This is a genomic window from Butyrivibrio sp. AE2032 (assembly GCF_000702965.1).
In genome coordinates, this window is the sequence record NZ_JNLF01000004.1 from 780,754 (window position 1) to 801,692 (window position 20,939).

A 20,939-nucleotide genomic window follows, 5' to 3' on the forward strand; every position below is an offset into this window, starting at 1 on the left:
AACGAGGTGACTTAATTATGGATGATTGTCTGGTCTATTTTTTTACCGGATTTCTGGACAGCGGTAAGACTTCCGTGATCTGTTCATGGATCGGCGGAGAGAACTTCAGGAACCGCAAAGTTGTGGTTATCAACACCGAGGAAGGTGAAGAGGAATATATCCCCGAGAACTACGAAGGCGCAAACCCGGTCATCATCAACTGTGATACCGACGATGTAGACAAGGATATGACTTTCGATATCGAGAGCAAATATCAGCCCGGTGTCGTATTCATCGAGTGGAACGGCTCGGTCTCCCCTGCCGAATTCTTTGAAAAGGTCGATGTCCCGGAACGTTGGGCGCTTGCTGCCGCAGTAGTAGTAATCGACGCTTCGACATACGGCGAATATTTCAAGAACATGCAGACTTTCTTCGCCGACTATTTCAGATACGGCGATACGGTCATCTTCAACCGCGTGAATGAGGAGAAGGACAACATTCCGAAGTTGAGAGGCTCGGTAAAGGCCGTCAATCCCGGCATGAGCATCAATTTCCTTGGAAAAGACAACAAGATCATCAGGATCGAAGACCATCTTCCCTTCGACCTCAAGCAGGATCCCTGCCATATAGCAGCAGAGGATTTCGGTCTTTTCTACACGGATGCCATGGATAACATGAAGCGTTACAACGGCAAACGCATAAGCCTCATCGGACAGGCAGTCATACTCAGGGAATTCAACGGGCGAGCTTTTGTCCTTCAGAGACAGGCTTACACATGCTGCGCCGCTGACATCCAGATGATGGGCGTTCTGTGTTTTTATGACTGCAAACCGGGGTTCCCCGTAAACCAATGGCTCAAGGTCACAGGCCAGGTAAGATATTTCGAAGACGACGACGGACAGGGCGGCAAAGTAAACGTTCCCTGCCTTACGGTTGAGAACTATGCCCTGACGAGCAAGCCCGACAATGACGTTATCTATTTTAATTGACACATATAGAAAAGAGGGATCTTAATGACAAAAGTAGACATTTTCTCAGGATTTCTGGGAGCAGGAAAGACTACACTGATCAAGAAGCTTATCGCTGACGGTTACAATGGAGCAAAGCTTGTACTTATCGAGAACGAATTCGGTCAGATCGGCATAGACGGTGGATTCCTTAAAGAATCCGGCATCAACATCACGGAGATGAATTCAGGATGCATCTGCTGCAGCCTTGTAGGCGACTTCGGCACTGCACTTCAGGATGTTATCAACCAATTCTCACCTGACAGGATCCTTATTGAACCTTCCGGCGTAGGCAAGCTTTCCGATGTCGTAGCGGCAGTCAAGCGCGTTGAAGGCACAGAGATCTGCGGTACAGTTACCGTTATCGACGCATCAAAGTGCCGCATTTACCTCAAGAACTTCAAGGAGTTCTATGAGAACCAGATCAAGTATGCGGGAACGATCATATTAAGCCGTACAGGCAATATCTCTCAGGAAAAGCTCGATCAGGCGATTGCCCTTATCCGTGAGATCAACGATCATTCACAGATAATCACCACTCCCTGGGACGAACTCTCCGGAGTCCAGATCCTCAAGGCCATCGAAGAGCCTCTTACGGCTGCTGACATGGCAGCGGCTCTACTCGAAGCTGAGAAGCACGAGCACCATCACCACCATCATCACGATGATGATGACGAGCATGAAGAGCACGAGCATCATCACCACCACGACCACGATGATGACGAGCATGAAGAGCACGAGCATCATCACGACCACGATGACGACGATGACGAACATGAACACCATCATCATTACGATGAGAACGGAGTCTGCTCCTGCGGTCATCATCATCACGATCACGACGCAGACGAGATCTTCGACTCCATCGGTTTCGAGACATCCAAGCGCTTCACAAAGGCTGAGATTGAGAATGCCCTGAAGGCATTGGACGACAGCGAGAGATTCGGCATGATACTCCGTTCAAAGGGTATCGTTGCCGGCGAAGACGGAACATGGATCCACTTTGATTTCGTGCCTGAGGAGGCAGAAGTCAGGACCGGAGCCTCAGATGTTACCGGCAAGATAGTAGTTATCGGTTCAGGCGTTAAAAAGGACGCAGTCAAAGAATTATTCGGGATTTGATCACTATGAGCAAAAAAGGACTTAAGATCATCGTAGTAGGTGCCGGCAAAGTCGGAGATACCCTCGTTAACAGACTGGCTGAAGAAGGCCATGACCTCGTTATCATCGACAAGAATGTCGAACGTCTCACTGAACTCGCAAATCTTTGCGACTGCATGGGGATAATCGGCAACGGTGCAAGCCATGAGGTTTTGGAGGAAGCAGGAATCGCTTCTGCCGACCTCTTTATCTCCGTCACTGAATCAGACGAGCTCAATCTCCTCTGCTGCACTATCGCAAAGCAGTTCAACAGGAATCTTGCCACGATCGCACGTGTAAGAAATCCTGACTATGGCAAGGAGATACCTTATCTCCGTTCCAAACTGAGTCTCGAGATGATCATAAATCCTGAGTATGAGGCAGCTGTGGAAGCAGCACGCATACTCTTCCTCCCTGCCGCTATATCTATCAACTCCTTCGCGCACGGCAGTGCCGAACTGGTAAAGATAAAGATCCCGGAAGGCAATGTCCTTGACGGCAAGACCATTGCTTACCTCGGAAGCAACTACACCAATGACCTGGTCATCGTAGGTGTTGAGCGCGGTGACGACGTCACCATCCCGAACGGTTCTTTCGAACTTACTGCAGGAGACATAATCTCATTTGTTGCGACCAGAAAGGTCTGCCACTCATTCCTTAAATCCATCGGATTCAAGACAAACTCCGTAAGGAGCACGATCATCATCGGCGGCGGCAAATCCGCCTTCTATCTTGCGGATCAGCTGATCAAGACCGGCATCGACGTAAAGATCATCGAAAAGAATGCCGCAAGATGTGATGAACTGAGCGAACTCCTCCCCAAGGCTACAATAATCAACGGCGATGGCATAAACGAATCCCTCCTCGAGGAGACAGGAATAAGAGATGTAGACTCCGTTGTGGCTCTTACAGGGATCGACGAGGAGAACATCATGCTCTCTCTGTTCGCAAGGCAGATCTCAAGAGGCATCAAGTCCGTAACCAAGATTAACAAGATCAGCTTCACGGATGTCATCAACCGTCTGGATCTCGGAAGTGTTATCTATCCGAAGCACATCACGGCAGAAGCCATCATCTCATATGCGCGTGCAAGACAGGCTTCCATCGGAAGCAACGTCGAAGTTATGTATCATCTTTTCGATGAAAGAGCAGAAGCGATCGAGTTTAAGGTAATGGAGCCTTCAAATGCCACGAACAAGCAGCTCAAGGATCTTAAGCTCAAGCCTAACACTCTCGTATCATTCATCAACCGCGGCGGAAAGATCATCATCCCTACCGGAAGCGATTCCATTGAAGTAGGAGACAGTGTCATGATCGTTACCAAGAATAAGGGATTTACCGCTCTGACCGATATCTTAAGATGAACATAAAGATGTTGGTCTACATCCTAGGCAAGGTCTTGCTTATTGAAGGCATTCTTATGATCTTGCCCATCATCTGCGGACTGTTCTACAGTGAACGCGAGGTGATCTTCTACGCGGCACTCGCTTTGATCTATGTCGTCGCAGGTTGTCTTATCTCTTTGAAGAAACCTAAGAACATGACGATATTCATCAAGGACGGCTGCGTGGCAACAGCTCTTTCCTGGCTCGTCCTGAGTATATGCGGCTGTATTCCGTTCATGCTCACCAAAGAGATTCCCTCTTTCACTGATGCAATGTTCGAGACAGCTTCCGGATTTACCACGACAGGTGCCAGCATCCTGACTAATGTCGAAGCCCTTTCCCACACGTCCCTGCTCTGGAGGTCTCTGACTCACTGGATCGGCGGCATGGGCGTTCTCGTATTCCTTCTGGCCGTAGTCCCGATGGCGGGCGGTTCCAACATGAATCTCATGAGAGCAGAGAGCCCCGGACCTTCTGTCGGAAAGATCGTTCCGAAGGTAAGGTCGACCGCAAAGATGCTCTATATCATCTATCTTGCGATCACCATTCTTGAGATCGTTATCCTTTTTGCCTGCGGCATGCCGCTTTTCGACAGTATCTGTTCTGCTTTCGGAACAGCCGGTACGGGCGGTTTCGGCGTAAAGAATGACAGCTTTGCTTCTTATGCGCCTCACCTTCAGTGGATCGTCGCAGTCTTCATGGTGGTTTTCGGAATAAACTTCAACTTCTACTATTTCCTTACCACAAGACAGATATCAAAGGCTTTCAAGATGAGCGAAGTAAAGGTTTATCTGATAGTCATCGCTATTTCCACTGCGATCATCTGCTTCTCAGTAAGAGGAATGTACGGAGACTTCGGAGAGACCTTGAGACACTCATTCTTCCAGGTTTCCACCATAATCACGACAACCGGTTTTGCCACGACCGACTTTGATCTGTGGCCTTCGCTCACCAGGTTCATCATCCTGAGCCTCATGATCCTCGGCGCATGCGCAGGTTCCACAGGCGGCGGTATCAAAGTATCGAGATTCCAGATAATGTTCAAGACGATCAAGCGTGAGATAGAGTCCTATATCCACCCGAAGACAGTTAAGAAGATCCATCTCGACGGTAAGACGATCGATACGGATGTGGAGCGCTCGGTAGCTTTGTACTTCTTCATCTACATGATCATTTTCGCTTCATCGATGTTCATCGTGGCATTTGAAGGACATGACCTGGTTACGATCTTTTCTTCCGTAGCCGCAACGCTTAATAACATCGGTCCTGGTCTTTCACTGGTAGGACCTACGCACAACTACAGTTTCTTCTCGACATTGTCAAAGTGGGTATTCATTTTCGATATGCTGGCAGGACGACTCGAGCTGCTCCCGATAATCGTTTTCCTTAACCCTGCAACATACAAGGGAATGATTAAGAAGTCCTCAAAGATAGGATAATATCAGAGTTCGTAAGGCTTGGGATCGACCTTAGTGTATCTTATGATCTCTTCCATTCTCGGACGCTCCAGATAAGCGACAAGCGAGAATGCCTTTCCGGATTTTCCGGCACGTGCTGTACGGCCGATCCTGTGGAGATAGAGTTCGTTCTCCTTCGGTATATCGTAATTGAATATCGCCTCGATATCATCGACGTCGATACCTCTCGCCACAACGTCGGTGGCTACGAGCACATCAAACTTGTCTGCTCTGTACTGGTCCATTACCTTGTTGCGGACACTCTGGCTTATATCACCGTGAAGGATCCTTGCAGATACGCCTGCTGCGGTCAGCTGTGCGCCAACCTTTGAAGTGGTGACCTTGGTATTGCAGAAAATGATCGTCTTTCTAAGGTCTTCTTTGGCCATTATCCTGATGATGGTCTTGAGCTTATCCTTCTCGGGACACTCAACAATGAACTGGTCGATATCAGGATGATCTTCGGCCTTCGGCATGACATCGATCTCTGCCGCATCAGACATGAACTCCCATGTGATGTTCTGTATCTCTCTTGGCATGGTCGCCGAGAAGAGCGCTATCTGCTTATCTTTCGGCGTAAGAGCCATTACTTTTCTTATGTCATTGATAAAGCCCATCTTGAGCATCTCATCTGCTTCATCGAGAACGAGCGTATATATCTCAGAGATATCAACAAGTTTTCTTCCGACCATGTCGATAAGTCTTCCGGGTGTGGCAACGATGACCTGCGGTCTCTTCTGGATCTTCTCCGATTGAAGGCGCATGCTCTGTCCGCCGATCAGTGCAGCGATCCTGAAACCCTTGATGTATTTGGCAAGACCTTTGAGCTCGGTCGTGATCTGAAGCGCCAGCTCTCTTGTGGGACAAAGGATGAGCGCCTGAACAAACTTCGAATCCATATTTAGGTATTCGAGTATCGGTATTCCGAATGCGAATGTCTTTCCCGTTCCTGTCGGAGCCTTTGCGATAACGCTGACATTATCCATCATAAGCGGTATCGCTTTCTGCTGGATAGTCGTGGGACGCTTTACTCCCATCTTTTTCAGGGCACCCATCACCTCGGGTGAAAGGTCAAGATCTGCAAATGTCTTCTCTTCGCTCATTATTTCCTTATGTCCATTTCGATTTATCCCGCAAACTATATCACAGATATGCCGATAATGATATGATTGCCCTGTTGACTATATCTATGAAATAAGAGGCTGTTTATGCGTAAGTTATTATCTTTATTACTGACATCCGTCCTTCTCTTTACCATGTGACGAATGTCAACGACCACCTGAGTCCGAGCATTTATCTTGAGGGCGATGTCATCTGATCTTTGCTTTATAATTAAATATATAACTGAAGAATAATATTCATTAATTTTATCCGAAGGAGTACTCTTATGGCAAAACGTGTTTTCCTTATCGTTCTGGACAGCTTTGGAATAGGCGGCGCACCTGATGCCGCGAAGTTCAACGACGAAGGCAGCAACACACTTGCCGCGGTATTGTCTTATTCTGACAAACCTTTTCCAAATCTGGCAAAGATGGGACTTTTCGCCATCGACGGAGAAGACGACCCCAGGATCCTCAGTTATAAAAAGGCCCAGGATGCCATCCCCTCCCCCATTGGTTCTTATGCTCGCGTAAGAGAGATCTCTGCAGGCAAGGATTCGACAATAGGCCATTGGGAGATAGCGGGTATCATATCTGACAGACCTCAGCCCACCTACCCTGACGGGTTCCCTGAGGAGATCATCCGAAAGCTCGAAAAAGCAACAGGCAGAGGTTTTCTCTGCAACAAGCCGTACAGCGGGACTGATGTTATAAGGGACTACGGCGAGGAACATATAAAGACAGGAAAACTCATTATATACACCTCAGCCGACAGCGTACTTCAGATAGCGGCACACGAGGAAACCGTTCCGCTCGAAGAGCTTTATGACATATGCAGAAAAGCACGTGAGATAATGACAGGAGATGATGCTGTCGGAAGAGTGATCGCAAGACCGTTTACCGGAGAACCCGGCAATTTCACAAGGACGGCAAACCGTCATGACTTCTCGCTTGCCGCACCCTCATCAACCATGCTCGATCTTCTCAAGAGCGAAGGCTATGATGTTATCTCCATAGGCAAGATCTATGACCTATTCGCAGGAAGAGGGCTTACCGAGTCAAATCCCACGCAGGGAAACACCGACGGCATAGGAAAGACCATTGCCATGATGGACCGTGACTTTACGGGCCTCTGCTTTGTAAATCTCGTGGACTTCGACATGAAGTACGGCCACCGCAACGACATCAAAGGTTATGCCGAAGCTATGCACGAATTCGATGATGCACTCGGCACCATCCTCGGTAAGATGAGAAAAGACGATCTCCTCATCATTACCGCCGACCACGGCTGTGATCCTTCAACGCCTTCCACGGACCACTCCAGGGAATGCATCCCTCTTCTCATAAGCGGTGACGGATACCGTGTTCCCTGCAACATGGGCGAACTTACGGGATTCAATAACATTGCAGGCATTGTTCTCACCGCCCTTATGTCGCGCAGATATGAAAGAGAATTCTGTCCTGAGACCAATACGAACACTCCTGATGAAGACAACATTATGAGTTATGTGGATCTTACCAATCTCAAGACCACTGCTAAAGAAGAAGATATCAGGGAACTCATCGAGAGGGCCGTCTCCCTGAAGACAGCTTCAGTCTGTATCCAGCCCTGCTTCGTTAAAGATGCCGTGCGCTTTTCACAGGGAAGGGTCGCAGTATGCACCGTAATCGGATTCCCGAACGGCTACCAGACAACGGGAACGAAGATATATGAAGCCAAAGAGGCGTGTGACAACGGCGCTTCCGAGATCGATATGGTCATAAACATAAACTTCGTTAAATCCGGCAGGTATGACGAGGTGTTTGATGAGATCAGGCTCATAGCGGAAGCCGTACACGAAAAGGGCGCTTTGCTCAAGGTGATCATAGAGACATGCGACCTGACGGAAGACGAAAAGATCCGTCTCTGCAGGATAGTAAGCGAGGCGAAAGCAGATTTCATCAAGACATCCACAGGGTTCGGCAGTGCCGGAGCAAAAGTCGAAGACATAGTTCTGATGAGGGATAATGTCAGTCCTGATGTCAGGATCAAGGCTGCCGGCGGCATCAGAACGGTCGATTCCGCCAGGGAAATGATCGGCAGCGGAGCCTCCAGGATCGGCGCTTCAAAACTGGGAGAATAAAAAAGTCAAGCAAAATTTTTGTTCGTTTTTCTCAAAAACCGCGTAATAGTCCCATTATTGGAAGATGTGGTGTGATATAGTATCTCCATAAAAGAACATTTGAACTTTTTGGAGGTACTGATTATGTCACCACTCGATATGCTTATTTTCTTATTCTTTATCCTTGTTACCATCAAGGCTGCTTCAGCCAGCATCGAATACTGGAGGGATGCCGATGATGAGAGCGCATGCGCACCCAAGGCTCAGAAGCCCGTCACGACCGCTTCGCTCTCCAGGACCGTAAGGACAGGCAGGCCGGCATCCGTCCGCGTCACTCCCATCAAGAGGGTCAATACTCCTGTTACGGCCTCAGGCGCCTCCTGCAGCAACAGGCCGGCACGTCAATACCATCTGAAGGATAAGGGTGCAGCTTAAGTCCCGACCAATGACAGCTCATCCATAAGTCCGTTTTTCTCCGTATAAGGGAATGCCCGGCCTTGCTCAACATTTGTTCTCCACACACCTCATATAAAGAGCAAGGCCGGGATATCTCCCGGCCCTCACTAAAAGCAACATATTCAATAAGATCAGAAAGAGACCTTGTTCTTGCCCTCTCTTTTGGACTTGTTCAGTTTTCTTTCGGCTCTGGACAACAGATCCGACAGATCGGGATTGCTGTTTTCGAATAATACCAGACCGGCAGAGACAGTAACTTTTTCTCTCTTGCCGTCAAGGATTATCGGTTCGTTTGCGATAAGTTCAACCAGCTTTTTTGCAAGTCCGACAGCAGAAATCTTATCCGTATCAAGAAGTACGAGAGCAAATTCATCACCGCCAGTACGGAAGCATGTATCTTCTTTCCTGACATTCTCCAGGAAAAGTTCAGCCAGACTCTTCAATACGAGATCGCCGTTCTGCTGGCCGTAGATGTCATTGACATGAGTCATGTCGTCAACATCACAGACAAGAAGCGCGAACGTGCTTCCGTCAGTCCTTCTCTCATAAAGGCTCGCATATTTCTCGAGAGTCTCGTAGAAGTAACGTCTGTTATAAAGACCGCTGAGATCATCTACGCGCGCCAGACGCTCCATCTTGTGATACGAGCGCTCGAGTTCTTTCTCGAGTTTCTTCTGCTCGGTAATATCTCTGCTGATACCCCAGGTACCGACTATCTGATCGTTCTTGTCATAAAGCGGGTACTTTGAGGCATAGTAATATTTGACTGTGTCTTCATCGATGACGAGTTCTTCAAGGATATTGAGGAGCGGCGTACCGGTGCGCATGATCTCAAGCTCGGCTTCCCTGGCTTTAGCGGCAAATTCCGCAGGGAAAAAGTCCATGTCGGTCTTTCCGATCAGGTCATCGGGCTTTTCGACTCCGAGCTGCTTGGCATGCACATAATTATTCCAGATGAACTTGGAATCCTTATCCTTAAAATAGATAGTGTCGAAACTGTGCCTGCGGATGGTGTCGATAACGAGCATGTCGTTTATCTGCATCTTCTCCCAGAAATTCTTGTCAGACATCCTGTTTTGTCCTCCCCATATTTCCGTCCCCGGTAACAGCCTGTGTTATCAGAACGGCTTTCCTTCACCTTCGGTAACCTTAATGCCTTCCATGGAAAGAGCATTAAAATATGTCTCGCAGTCAAAAGCCGCAGGAGTAAAAACACCCGGCTTCTTCCACTTGTCCCTGCACATAAGTTTCACGCCTGAGATCAGGGCCGAACCCTTCATATACTCAAATGCGCTGACGTTATACTTCTCAAATATCTGCTCATTGTCACCCTTGATGATGTACGATCTGGTGACGGTCTCCTCGTTCTTTTTTGACTGACCTGTAATATAGATCTCGTAGGATGCCATACCGGAAGGCTTTGTATCCTCTTCCTCCGGGCTGTCATCAACCTGCATCTTCGGAAGTACGGCGGCAACGAGATCAATGGGGGCTACTGCAGCATGACCTACTCTTACCGGGATCTCGGAAAGCAATCCGAGTTCCCTTAAAAGATCCAGCTTTTCTTTCGGAGCCTTGTGCTCTTTGGGGTCCTTTTTGCCGAGTTTGAAATATCTGGCATTTACTATATCAGGGAACTCCTTGATAAGGTCAGTGATCATGGGGCTGGAATCGAGATAGACCGTGCTTCCTTCAGCGGACTTGCCTTCGATCGACATGGCATCAGCTTCGACGATCTTTCCGTCCTCAATGTAGAAAACGGTCTTGTCCGGCTCGATATTGATAAAGCTCTTGGTAGCTTTTACATCCTCGGAATACAAGATATCGTCATCGTTGTTCCCTTCACCTTCACCGGAAGACTTCTTCTCTCCCGATACGGATAACAGATCGATCGTGTCGATCTTCGAAAAAGCATTATCTGATGCGCGCTTTATTATTGTGCTGACGGCACCGGGAACAAAACCGGCTCCGCAGACGGCCGTCTTGCAGTTATTCTGAAACTCTGCAAAAAGCTGGAACTGCTTCGAAAGGAGCGATGTCGGCGAAGGAATATCCGGCACTCCGTATAGAGCCGCATCTATATAATCCGCCTTTGCATTAATAGCAAGATTCATGGCGTCAAGTGCAAGTTCCGGAGGGAGAAGATTAACGATAAGATCAGGCGCAAATATCCTGACCATCATCATGGCACCTTCAGCATTGCTGACATCAATACCCGAAGTCATAACTCTCACTCCCATGCTGGAAGCAAGATTCTTAAGTTCGTCACACTCCTCCTTACGGCGGGATGCTAAACAAATGTCCGAAGCATAAGATTTGTTATTGCATAGATAGATGAGCAAACGCTTAGTGATTTCATTGCAACCGAGAATCAACACCCTTTTCATCGATTATCAGCGACCTTTCAAACGTTCTTTAGATATTTTACTTAAAAAAATATTATTGAGCAATTATTTTTCGGGCTTTTGTTCATTTACTGTCAGCACTGGCTTAGCGTAAGATACCATTGTTCAATTATCCAATTGAGACAAGACAAAGGAGACACTGTTATGAAGACATTCAAAAGAATCGCAGCAGGTATTCTCTCTGCAGCACTTCTGCTCGGATTGACATCCTGCGCCGGAGCTTCTCAGGGTTCGGCAAAGAAAGGTCTTAAGATCCTCGAGACACCTTACACCGTTGAGGACTATGCTATGGCCATCAACAAGGATAACGATGGCCTCAAAAACGCTATCGATCAGGCTCTTAAGGAACTTACAGACGACGGCACAATTCCCGCGATCATCCAGAAGTACATTCCCGTTGAAGGCGCTCAGGCTCAGTCAGGAAAAGGCTCAGCTTCAGAGTCAACCTATCCCGAATTTACAACGATCGAGAGCGGAAAACTCATCATGGCTACAAACGCATTCTTCCCTCCTTACGAGTACTATGAGGGCGACCAGGTAGTCGGCATCGATCCCGAGATTGCAAAGGCTGTTGCCGACAAGCTCGGTCTTGAACTCGTTATCGAGGATGTAGAGTTCGACTCCATCATCGCAGGCGTTCAGGCAGGCAAGTATGACATCGGTTGCGCAGGCATGACTGTTACTGAGGACAGACTTAAGTCAGTTAACTTCTCAACACCTTATGCTACAGGCATCCAGTCCATCATCGTTATGGAAGATTCCGAGATCACAGATCTTGATAAGCTCCTTGACGGCAGCTACAAGGTAGGCGTTCAGTCCGGCACTACAGGCGACATCTACATGACAGATGATGTCGGAGAAGACAGGATCGAGCGTTTTGCTAAGGGTAACGATGCAGTAATCGCACTTCAGTCAGGCAAGATCGATGCAGTAGTCATCGATAACGAACCTGCTAAGGCTTTCGTTGCTGCAGCTAACAAATAAGTTATCCCACAACAGAAAATAATAAGAGCGGAAATGGTCTTTATTTCCGCTCTTTTATTATTTACAATAAGGAATATTTCCCAAGGGTCATGAATCCAAGCAAATAAAAGGAACAGCCTTATGATCAAATCACGCTTCTGCAGATATTGCGGCACCAAAGTTACGGGCGATGAAACGTCATGTCCCAAGTGCCATCAGCCGCTGCCTGATATCAGCGTATCCGATTCGGCCAAGAAAGCCGGACAGATATTCATCTTCGGATTATTGTCGATACTCTTATCGGCAATTCCCTTTGCCGGTATCGTTTTCGCCGGCATAGCCATCTATCAGTCAAACAGGAATGACCTTGCCAAGAATCAGAGCAAGGCTAAGACCGGCAGGATCCTTGCCCTCATCGGCATGCCGCTTTCCATAATTGCCACTGTCTTTGTCATCCTTACCCTTTCCGTCGGAAACATAGCGGTCTGGGCGGCTAACACCTGGGCTGGATTTATTTACTGGCTCGAAGGTATCCCTGCTGATTTTGAGAACAACTTCATAACCGACAACCGCTACACATATATCTTCAAAGGTCTCGGCATTACATTTGAGGTCACGATATTTGCGGCACTTCTTGGCATCGCTTTGGGTATTGTCGTTGCACTTATCAGATCGTCTTATGCCACTCTGAAGGAAGAGATGCACGGTGGCTTCGGCAAAGGGCTGCTCAAGTTCCTGAACGCAGTTGCAGGTATCTATCTCACTGTCATCAGAGGAACCCCTGTAGTCGTTCAGCTCATGATCACATATTTCGTCATCTTCGCATCATCGAACAATAAGGTCCTCGTGGCAGTCCTCGCTTTCGGCATCAACTCCGGGGCATATGTTGCAGAGATCATCCGAAGCGGAATCGAGAGCATTGACAAAGGACAGTTCGAGGCAGGACGTTCTCTGGGATTCGGTTACGTCAGGACGATGGCATTCATCATCATCCCCCAGGCATTCAAGGCCGTTCTCCCCGCTCTCGCCAACGAATTCATCGTACTCATCAAAGAGACATCGGTATCAGGTTATATCGGTCTTCAGGAGCTTACAAAAGGCGGCGACATAATCAGGTCCAGAACCTATTCCGCCTTCCTGCCGCTCATTGCTGTTGCGGCCATCTATCTCGTGATCGTAATGATCTTCAGTAAGCTCGTTTCGTTGCTCGAAAGGAGGCTCAAGAACAGTGAACGCTGATAATCACGTAATAATCTCCGTAAACGATCTCAAAAAACACTATAACGGCGGCGAGATCAAGGCATTAGACGGCGTAACGACAGATATCCGCAAAGGTGAGGTCGTAGTTGTCATCGGCCCTTCCGGTTCGGGAAAATCAACATTCTTAAGATCGCTCAATCTTCTCGAGCGCCCTACAGGCGGCACTATCACTTTCGAGGGTCAGGATATAACGGATCCCTCGACCGACATAAACCTCTTGAGACAGAACATGGGAATGGTCTTCCAGCATTTCAACCTATTCCCTCACCTTACTATCCTGCGCAACATGACGATCGCTCCGATGAAACTTCACGGACTTCCTAAAGAGGTCGCAGAGAAAAAAGCTTTGGATCTGCTTTGGAGAGTAGGTCTTCAAGACAGGGCCATGGCATATCCGTCACAGCTCTCGGGCGGTCAGAAACAGAGGATCGCGATAGTAAGGGCTCTTGCCATGGATCCCGAGGTCATGCTCTTCGATGAACCTACGAGCGCATTGGATCCCGAAATGGTTGGAGAAGTTCTTGATGTTATGAAGGATCTCGCAAAAGCAGGCATGACGATGGTATGCGTCACACACGAGATGGGATTCGCACGTGAAGTAGGCACACGCGTCATATTCATGGATCAGGGAAGGATCATAGAAGAAAACACTCCTGAAGAGATCTTCACGAATCCCCAGAACGAGAGACTGCAGTCTTTCCTGAAAAAAGTATTGTGATCTTTGGAGGAAAAAGTTATGTATTGTGAATCATGCGGAAGTTTCATTCCTGAAGGTCAGGCAGTCTGCCCCACTTGCGGAGCACAGGCTCCCCAGGCAGAACCCCAGCCGGTTGTACAGCAAACCGCTCAGCCTGTCTATCAGCCTGTTTATCAGCAACCTGTTTATCAACAGCCTGCTCAGCCCGTTTATCAGCAGCCGGTCTATCAGCCTGTTTACCAGCCTGCACCCCAGCCTGTCGTCATAGTCCAGACACCTCCCGCAAGATCTTCCAATGGCGCAGCCGTAGTCGGTCTGGTCTTCGGCATACTTACGATCTGTTTTTGCTGGGTTCCGTTCCTTGTATGGGTATTCGGTCTTGTCGGACTGATATGCTCCATCGTGGGGATCGCAAAGAAAAATGCCGGCAAAAAAGGAGCCGCTATAGCCGGACTTATAATGTCCATCTTAGGATCGCTCATAAGTATCGTATATATCGGAGCGCTTTTCTCCACATCTTTGAATTCATATATTGATAAGGCAGAACAGGCTGCGGCTTCCTACCAGACTTACGATACGGATTACGTATCCTGATTCGACTATCCTCTGATATATCAGCGTATTTTTCGCTGATATATGTTAAAATTTTATGAGGAACACATTTGAACCATTCTGTCTTCAAAAGACAGATCACGATCAGGAGGGGATAGATATGTATTGTGAATCATGTGGAAGCTTCATTCCGGACGGTCAGGCTTACTGCGCTAACTGCGGATCACCCGCTCCCCAGCCGGCAGCACAGCCCGTACAACAGGCTCAACCCGTACAACAGGCACAGCCCGCACCAGTTCAGCCTGTACCCGTTCAGCCCGTTTATCAGCAGCCGGCGGCTCAACCGGTGCCTGTAACGCCTGTATATCAGCAGCCTGTAGCAGCACAGCCTGTCCAGCCTGTTGCACAGCCGGTCCAACCCGTTTATCAGCAGCCTTCTTACCAGCAGCCTGTATATCAGCAGTCTCCGGTTATCCAGACAAAACCTGCGCTCCGTTCTAACGGATTTGCGACAGCAGGTCTTATATTCGGCATCCTCACTTTCATCTTTGGCTGGATCCCGGTCCTCCCTTATGTTTTGGGATTCTTCGGACTGCTCTTCTCGATCCTGGGTCTTGTCAAGAAGAACGCCGGCGGCAAGGGCAAGGCCATAGCAGGTCTTATCCTCACTATCATCGGTGCCGTATCCTGTGCTCTCATTTTCGAATTCCTTTGGAAACCCGTCGGAGAAGAAGTCGGCAATGAATTCGGCGATGCATGGGATGAAGCTTGGGACGAAGCCATGGCATCTTATAATGACGATCTTTACAGCACATCTTATTCGGACAACTACACCTACAACTCCGATGATTATTACATCGACGGTGACTTTGTTACGACTGACAAAGGATATGTGAGCGGAGTTCTTCTTATCGACGCATGCACTTTTGAGATCGGCTGATCACTTTATATCAAAAAGGCTTTTTCGGCAGTCTGTTCCTTCGGGAACGGCTGCCGTTTTTGTTAAGGACGCTTTTTCCTGAGAGTCTCGTCGTATGAGTAATTCTGCTCCAGGAAGTCTTCGCCTTTCTGCTCCTCGGTCATGGAAAGACCGGGATAGTCCAGCTGCCTGAGAGCTTCGTAAATGGCAACCGCACAGGCATTGGAAAGATTTAAGCATCTGCAGTCGGCATTCATCGGGATCCTGAAACATCTGTCGAGATTAGCTCTTAATATCTCTCCCGGTATTCCCGTACTTTCTTTGCCGAATATCAGGTATATCTTCGACCTCTTTGCAGCCTCGCGGAAATCGATATCGGAAGGCGGCACTTTGCCGTAACGAGTCATGAAAAAATACTCACCGTCATTCTTTGACGCAAAATCGCTCCATGAATCATAGAGCGTATAATCAGCCCAGGTGATGTGATTTGTGGATGCTCTCCTGAACTCGGGATTATCGATATCAAATCCCACAGGACCTATTATGTGAAGGACTGCGCCTGCTGCGACACAGGTGCGCATTATGTTTCCCGTATTCTGCGGGATCTCGGGTTCGAAAAGAACTACATTTACTACGTTTTCACTTGATCCGCTCATCTTGTTCTCCGTCTCCGGCACCTAACAGGAATCTTTACGCTTTGGCGGCAGCAGGCTTACCCTTTGCCTTTCCCTTCTCTTCCGCATCGATCTCTTCAGGTACCTTAAGTGAGATGAGATTGGACTCGGCAGCTGCCTCTGCGATGTTGAGCATGTGATCTCCGAGACGCTCGAAATCAGTAAGCATCTCGGAATAGATTACGCAGGCGTCTCCGGAGCAAACCCCCGACTTAAGTCTCTCGAGCTGATGTTCTCTGTAGTCGTCTGTCATGTCATCGATCTTCTGTTCCATCTTGGCCATCTTGATGTGTACGGAACCCGGCTTGCTGCCGAGGAGAACGTCATAAGCTTCCTTCGTGGTCTTTACCATCTGGCTTACTTCCGCCCTTGCCTTGTCAGAGAGCCTTAATCCCTTACTCTCAAGCAGATTGGCATAACCGGAGATGTTTGTCGCGTGGTCGCCCATTCTCTCGATATTTCCCGTTATCTTAAACAGCGCGCTCATTGCGACGGCATCCTTTTCGGACATGTCGAAGACCATGGCATGAGATATGTAGTATGAGATTTCCTTGTTGAGATAGTCGACATACTCCTCCGTCTCGTTTATCGTCTCCTGCGTCTTCTCGCTGTTTTCGAGGACGGCCTCTATGCTCATCTGAACATTTTTCCCGGCCATCTCGAGCATCCTGCTGGTCTCATTGCAGAGAGCCCTGATAAGGACCTCGGTACCTACCTGGTTATTGTTGCTGATCATGTTGGGGTTAAGGTATTTAAGGCACTGTACGCCTGCCTCATCCCCGCGCTTGTCGGGAACTATTATCTTGACGAGCTTGACTATAAGCGTTCCGAAAGGAAGCAGGATTATCGTCGAAGCAAGGTTAAATACAAGGTGCATGTTTGCAAACTGTCTGGCAACGTCATTGGGAGACAGGGCTCTTACCCAATCGGCTATAGGGAGCAGATAGTAAGCTAACGTGAAGATCGCGGTTCCGATTACGTTGAAAAGCATGTGGAGCATGCCTGCCCTGGTCGCATTGCGCGAGCCGCCGATCGATGCAAATACTGCTGTTACGCAGGTGCCGATATTAAGTCCGAAGATGATGAACATCGCCTGCTCGAGAGTAATGAGCTGGGCACCGGAAGCAGACATCGCCATTGCCTGCAGCACGCCGACTCCTGCGGCAGAACTCTGAATGATGATAACAAATATGATGCCTACGATAATGCCGATGAAAGGATTATTGATAGACGAGAATATCTCTTTTACGATATCCATCTCGCTCAGAGGCGCCATGGATTCCTTCATGAGGGACATGGCCACAAAGATAAAACCGAGTCCGGCAACAGCCTCACCGATGCTCCTTAATTTCTTGTCCTTCGTAAGGAGACAGAAGAATGTGCCGAGGAGAGCTACGATCGGGGCAAAAGCTCCGACATCGAAAGCTATGAGCTGAGCGGTGATGTTTGTACCGATATTTGCACCCATGATGACCCAGAGTGCCTGATAGAGGTTCATGAGTCCGGCATTGACGAATCCCACCGCCATTACCGAGGTGGCTGTAGAAGACTGTATCAGGGCCGTGATGCCGGCGCCGACGGCAACTCCCATGATCCTGTTGCCCGTGAGTTTGGCAAGGACATTCTTTAACTTGTCTCCCGCTATCGTCTGTAAACTTCCGCTGGTGATCTTTACGCTGTACAGGAACAGCGCCATGCCGGCGCAAAGCTCTACTAAAGCCGCCCAAACATCTACTTCTTGCATATAATAATCACGCCTCCGAACGGCTACTCTGAATACACTTTATTTACCCACATAATAATATTGGTGACAGAGTGAGATGTCAAAGCATTTACGCAAATATCAAAGCATTTTTCTGTTATCAGAAACGGTTCCACGTTAACACATAGACCGTTATCTATATGTTTTAAGCATGCTTTCTGCGCTTTATGAATGCCACCATTATGCCTCCGAAAACAATGCCTGCGAAAGACATGAGACTGCCCTGCAGGAGGTAGGGATAGTGGAACGTTATCTCGGTCTTTCCGCTGTCCACATGAACGAGTCTGTTGAACGCACGGTAATCGCCGTTGAAGATGTCATGATCAGCCAGAGAGGTGTTGACGTCATCCTCAGGTGAGTTGATCGTAATCGAATTCTCGCCGTATTCGATATCTATCGGGACAACTCTTCTTTCAGGAAGATTATTCTCACCGGTCGTTACGACGTCACGCAGAAGCGTACCGATGCTTCTGTCCCTGGTGAGCGCATAGTAATATGTGAGATTAAATCCGATGAAGTTGATGTTATCGTTCGTACCCTTACCCCAGAATACGAGTTTCTCCCCGAGCACCTCAGACCATCCGAGCACTTCGGTGGCACCGTTGAAATATACGGTCTTCCAGTTCTTGCACTCCTCAGGGAACAGCGCGATCTCAAAGTCTCCGAGATCTCTGGTCTCGAGCTTCGGGAAACCGTTGTCAAACTCAACGGAATGACATTCGACATCAAGGAACCTGTTAGTCCTGCTCTCCTTGTTCTCGGGTATGCCGTCAGCGAGCACAAATACCTTTGTCCCGGCTTCGGCTGCCTTGGTGATAAGGTCTTCCGCAGCATGGACATCATGATACTTAAAGCCGTCGAGATAAATAACCCTGTAACTCTTGAGTTCATCGAGCGTAAAGTCGTCAATAAATTCACTCGGAGCTTCTGCTATCGCAGGGAACATCATGGAGATGTAGTAAGCGCCGTTTCCTATTGCAACACCTTCGAAAGTGCTGACCGTGCCGTATGTGCCCGTAACATCCTTATGGTGATATACGGCATAAGGACCGTTGTCAGAAACCTTCTCGTATCCCCTTTCGAGAGCCGCCTCATCAGCTTCTATCTCATTATAAGGAACGACGGCAGCAGAATCCTTTTTAACGAGCACGGTATCGCATCCGAACTCGAGAAGTCTGTCAAACATAAAATAGTAATATCCGGTATCAAATGCTTCGTTTATCTGAGCTATCTGAAGCGATGTCGATGCAGCTTCCCAGCCCTGTCCGAACAGCTGATTGACCGTACCGTTATAATCCGTAAGGTAGAATACGCCGTTAACAATGACCTTGCCACTGTCGATCATGGCGATCCTGTTCTCGGTCATCTCCTTGGCTTCACCGAGCAGCGTGGTCTCCGCCATCTCCTCGAAGTAGTTCTTTCCATAAGAGTTATTGACCTGCGGCAGGTAAGTTGACACAGCCACTCCGCAATCCAATGCCAAAAGTGTTGCAGCAACCGCAAGGACCGGCTTTTTAAGGCTGTCCCATTCGAGCATGGAATAAAGTATCATGGCCTGGGCGATCTGGAAGAAACGCATCATCCACAGGAGAGATCCGCCCGGCAGAGCCTTGATGATCGGTGCTATGGATTCCGACGTCATAAAGACGATGATTATCGCGGTGATAAAACCTGCGCGCGAACGCTTCTTGCCCGTTAAAGTTCCCAGAACGGCAAGCAGGAACGAGATGATCCCGAAATAAGATGAGGAATAACCTTTCTGTATCTTGCCTACGGGATTAAGGGAAATAAACAGACTCTGGAAAAACGACTCAGCTGCCTGGCTGGCATTTGAAGTGTTCGATGCAAGTCCGCCCTTAAGAGCCGGAAGAAGGAAAATACCGCTCAAAAGGAAACCGGTTATGACGGCACCGATGAGTTCCAGGTCCCTCTTCCCTGACTTCTGAAGCTTTCCCATGCCGGTAAAGCAGCAGAGCCTGTAAATGATGAGATACATGAGGCAAGCTAAAGCGACCATGCCCGTGTAGCCCACGTGGCATGCGCACATCGCGAAGAATGATACGGCCGTACCGATAAAATTCTTCAGCCCGCCCTTTTTCAGATATTCGTTGATAAATATAAATGCCAGCGGGAATAATGACATGATGAGGACTCTCGGGAGATTGCCTTCCGTAAAAAGGACATAAGAGCTCTGAGGCATAAAGAACCAGAACACTCCGAATACAACACCGAGCACCGGTCTGTTCTTTATAAAGCCGGCAATATTCCAGGTTAACGCACCGAGAAGATATATGACTCCGCAGAAAACCGCAAAGCCCTCGATTACGTAATTGGACGGAAACAGGAACGGCATCGACCTTGCAATAAACTGGCAGAAAGCCATAAGGTATGCCGTGACCGGCGGCCAGTAACGCATCAGCTCGACGCCGTTATACCAGACCGGATTATACAAAGGCCAGACATCGCCCGACTCAACGGACTTGAGGATCCAGTCTCCACGGTAAACGTGATACATCGAATCCGATCCTTTGAATAAGACAAAACTGCGGCTTACGGCCCAGATGATGCCGCACGCTATGATCAGGTTGATAAGGATGCTGATCCCCGCTGTTATGATTTTCTTAGTTCTCGGCTCCAAAACCCTTCTCCAGTCTCGAAATGGCGACTTCAACTTCATCAGCCGCATTTCCGTCATCTATTCCGTCTGCCTCAGGGAACCTTACACCGTATGTTCTGACAGGCGTCTCACTTCCCTCAAATCTTCTCAGGTGATACTCTATCGGTCTTACCGCCTCGGAGATCTGACTTGCAAAGAACTCTGTCATGTTCTCGAGCGAAGGAATGATCGCGCTGAACGGTTCGACATGGTTCAGAACCTGATTCTGATAAGGCTCGAAAACCTTCATTATCAGGTTTTCAGGCTCGGTAAACTTAATGATGTTGTCGCCTGTCGTGTAGACAGTCGCAACGAATTCCCATGTATGAGGATGCACATTGCCCTTCTTGCCGTCGAAAACGACGAAGTGGCTCGCATTGAGATACGCTTTGATTCTGTAATATCTGATCATTTATTCATCCTCC

The 20,939-nt window shown here is 48.4% G+C and carries 18 protein-coding genes and 1 pseudogene; 12 read left to right on the forward strand and 7 right to left on the reverse strand.

Annotated features, from left to right (window positions below):
• Positions 1–17: 17 nt before the first annotated feature.
• From BO18_RS17505 to BO18_RS17520, 4 genes are read left to right on the forward strand one after another with little or no spacing between them, the layout of a single operon-like run.
• Complete coding sequence (locus BO18_RS17505) at positions 18–968, forward strand: TIGR03943 family putative permease subunit (protein WP_034448420.1); 951 nt, start codon at positions 18–20, stop codon at positions 966–968.
• Positions 969–992: 24 nt separating this feature from the next.
• Complete coding sequence (locus BO18_RS17510; protein WP_034448422.1) at positions 993–2,108, forward strand: GTP-binding protein; 1,116 nt, start codon at positions 993–995, stop codon at positions 2,106–2,108.
• Positions 2,109–2,113: 5 nt separating this feature from the next.
• Entirely contained in the window at positions 2,114–3,490 is a 1,377-nt protein-coding gene (gene trkA / locus BO18_RS17515) for a Trk system potassium transporter TrkA (RefSeq protein ID WP_034448425.1), read from the forward strand.
• On the forward strand, positions 3,487–4,950 hold the full coding sequence (locus BO18_RS17520) for a TrkH family potassium uptake protein (protein ID WP_034448428.1): 1,464 nt from the start codon (positions 3,487–3,489) through the stop codon (positions 4,948–4,950). Before trkA ends, BO18_RS17520 begins: the two co-directional genes overlap by 4 nt.
• Positions 4,951–4,952: 2 nt before the next feature.
• On the opposite strand, the gene BO18_RS17525 is transcribed toward BO18_RS17520, so the two are convergent.
• Positions 4,953–6,071, reverse strand: coding sequence for a DEAD/DEAH box helicase (locus tag BO18_RS17525; protein ID WP_034448430.1), 1,119 nt, complete (start codon positions 6,069–6,071; stop codon positions 4,953–4,955).
• 284 nt (positions 6,072–6,355) lie between these two features.
• On the opposite strand from BO18_RS17525, the pseudogene BO18_RS36510 reads away from it, so the two are divergent.
• The 3 genes and pseudogenes from BO18_RS36510 to BO18_RS17535 form a co-directional block, all read left to right on the forward strand.
• Positions 6,356–7,489, forward strand: a pseudogene (locus tag BO18_RS36510) (phosphopentomutase); the annotation flags it as partial.
• Positions 7,490–7,567: 78 nt separating this feature from the next.
• Positions 7,568–8,191 (forward strand): deoxyribose-phosphate aldolase, encoded by a 624-nt coding sequence (gene deoC, locus BO18_RS36515; RefSeq protein ID WP_242856590.1) that lies wholly within the window; start codon positions 7,568–7,570, stop codon positions 8,189–8,191.
• Positions 8,192–8,314: 123 nt separating this feature from the next.
• Positions 8,315–8,605, forward strand: coding sequence for a hypothetical protein (locus BO18_RS17535; RefSeq protein ID WP_034448432.1), 291 nt, complete (start codon positions 8,315–8,317; stop codon positions 8,603–8,605).
• 152 nt (positions 8,606–8,757) lie between these two features.
• Here the strand turns inward: BO18_RS17535 and BO18_RS17540 are convergent, their stop codons facing one another.
• Entirely contained in the window at positions 8,758–9,696 is a 939-nt protein-coding gene (locus tag BO18_RS17540; protein WP_034448435.1) for a GGDEF domain-containing protein, read from the reverse strand.
• Between the two features lie 48 nt (positions 9,697–9,744).
• A complete protein-coding gene (locus tag BO18_RS17545) occupies positions 9,745–11,013 on the reverse strand; it encodes a saccharopine dehydrogenase family protein (RefSeq protein WP_081861118.1) in 1,269 nt (422 codons plus the stop codon).
• A gap of 162 nt (positions 11,014–11,175) precedes the next feature.
• Here BO18_RS17545 and BO18_RS17550 point away from each other — a divergent pair, with 162 nt between their 5' ends.
• The 5 genes from BO18_RS17550 (at position 11,176) to BO18_RS17570 (ending at position 15,443) form a co-directional block, all read left to right on the forward strand.
• Positions 11,176–12,015: a transporter substrate-binding domain-containing protein gene (locus BO18_RS17550; RefSeq protein WP_051688892.1), complete on the forward strand. Its 840-nt coding sequence runs from the start codon at positions 11,176–11,178 to the stop codon at positions 12,013–12,015.
• 492 nt (positions 12,016–12,507) lie between these two features.
• Positions 12,508–13,233: an amino acid ABC transporter permease gene (locus BO18_RS17555; protein WP_051688908.1), complete on the forward strand. Its 726-nt coding sequence runs from the start codon at positions 12,508–12,510 to the stop codon at positions 13,231–13,233.
• A complete protein-coding gene (locus BO18_RS17560; RefSeq protein WP_034448441.1) occupies positions 13,223–13,972 on the forward strand; it encodes an amino acid ABC transporter ATP-binding protein in 750 nt (249 codons plus the stop codon). The genes BO18_RS17555 and BO18_RS17560 overlap by 11 nt, the downstream gene beginning before the upstream one ends.
• Positions 13,973–13,990: 18 nt before the next feature.
• Positions 13,991–14,545, forward strand: coding sequence for a DUF4190 domain-containing protein (locus BO18_RS33010; protein WP_051688893.1), 555 nt, complete (start codon positions 13,991–13,993; stop codon positions 14,543–14,545).
• Between the two features lie 118 nt (positions 14,546–14,663).
• Positions 14,664–15,443: a DUF4190 domain-containing protein gene (locus BO18_RS17570; RefSeq protein WP_034448444.1), complete on the forward strand. Its 780-nt coding sequence runs from the start codon at positions 14,664–14,666 to the stop codon at positions 15,441–15,443.
• A 62-nt stretch (positions 15,444–15,505) separates the two neighbouring features.
• On the opposite strand, the gene BO18_RS17575 is transcribed toward BO18_RS17570, so the two are convergent.
• From BO18_RS17575 to BO18_RS17590, 4 genes are all read right to left on the reverse strand, one after another.
• The gene (locus tag BO18_RS17575) at positions 15,506–16,078 is read right to left on the reverse strand and encodes a tRNA (cytidine(34)-2'-O)-methyltransferase (protein ID WP_034448446.1); all 573 of its coding nucleotides are present in this window, start codon (positions 16,076–16,078) and stop codon (positions 15,506–15,508) included.
• Between the two features lie 34 nt (positions 16,079–16,112).
• Entirely contained in the window at positions 16,113–17,840 is a 1,728-nt protein-coding gene (locus BO18_RS17580) for a Na/Pi cotransporter family protein (protein ID WP_051688894.1), read from the reverse strand.
• Between the two features lie 163 nt (positions 17,841–18,003).
• On the reverse strand, positions 18,004–20,496 hold the full coding sequence (locus BO18_RS17585; RefSeq protein WP_034448448.1) for a 6-pyruvoyl-tetrahydropterin synthase-related protein: 2,493 nt from the start codon (positions 20,494–20,496) through the stop codon (positions 18,004–18,006).
• Positions 20,480–20,926, reverse strand: a complete 447-nt coding sequence (locus BO18_RS17590; protein ID WP_051688895.1) for a 6-carboxytetrahydropterin synthase — start codon at positions 20,924–20,926, stop codon at positions 20,480–20,482. The genes BO18_RS17585 and BO18_RS17590 overlap by 17 nt, the downstream gene beginning before the upstream one ends.
• Positions 20,927–20,939 lie beyond the last annotated feature (13 nt).

Coding starts and splice junctions, on each gene's coding strand:
- BO18_RS17545 (WP_081861118.1), bottom strand. CDS start 11,013: ATGAAAAGGGTGTTGATTCTCGGTTGCAATGAAATCACTAAGCGTTTG.
- BO18_RS17580 (WP_051688894.1), bottom strand. CDS start 17,840: ATGCAAGAAGTAGATGTTTGGGCGGCTTTAGTAGAGCTTTGCGCCGGC.
- trkA (WP_034448425.1), top strand. CDS start 2,114: ATGAGCAAAAAAGGACTTAAGATCATCGTAGTAGGTGCCGGCAAAGTC.
- deoC (WP_242856590.1), top strand. CDS start 7,568: ATGAGTTATGTGGATCTTACCAATCTCAAGACCACTGCTAAAGAAGAA.
- BO18_RS17575 (WP_034448446.1), bottom strand. CDS start 16,078: ATGAGCGGATCAAGTGAAAACGTAGTAAATGTAGTTCTTTTCGAACCC.
- BO18_RS33010 (WP_051688893.1), top strand. CDS start 13,991: ATGTATTGTGAATCATGCGGAAGTTTCATTCCTGAAGGTCAGGCAGTC.
- BO18_RS17550 (WP_051688892.1), top strand. CDS start 11,176: ATGAAGACATTCAAAAGAATCGCAGCAGGTATTCTCTCTGCAGCACTT.
- BO18_RS17520 (WP_034448428.1), top strand. CDS start 3,487: ATGAACATAAAGATGTTGGTCTACATCCTAGGCAAGGTCTTGCTTATT.
- BO18_RS17510 (WP_034448422.1), top strand. CDS start 993: ATGACAAAAGTAGACATTTTCTCAGGATTTCTGGGAGCAGGAAAGACT.
- BO18_RS17505 (WP_034448420.1), top strand. CDS start 18: ATGGATGATTGTCTGGTCTATTTTTTTACCGGATTTCTGGACAGCGGT.
- BO18_RS17535 (WP_034448432.1), top strand. CDS start 8,315: ATGTCACCACTCGATATGCTTATTTTCTTATTCTTTATCCTTGTTACC.
- BO18_RS17590 (WP_051688895.1), bottom strand. CDS start 20,926: ATGATCAGATATTACAGAATCAAAGCGTATCTCAATGCGAGCCACTTC.
- BO18_RS17540 (WP_034448435.1), bottom strand. CDS start 9,696: ATGTCTGACAAGAATTTCTGGGAGAAGATGCAGATAAACGACATGCTC.
- BO18_RS17525 (WP_034448430.1), bottom strand. CDS start 6,071: ATGAGCGAAGAGAAGACATTTGCAGATCTTGACCTTTCACCCGAGGTG.
- BO18_RS17570 (WP_034448444.1), top strand. CDS start 14,664: ATGTATTGTGAATCATGTGGAAGCTTCATTCCGGACGGTCAGGCTTAC.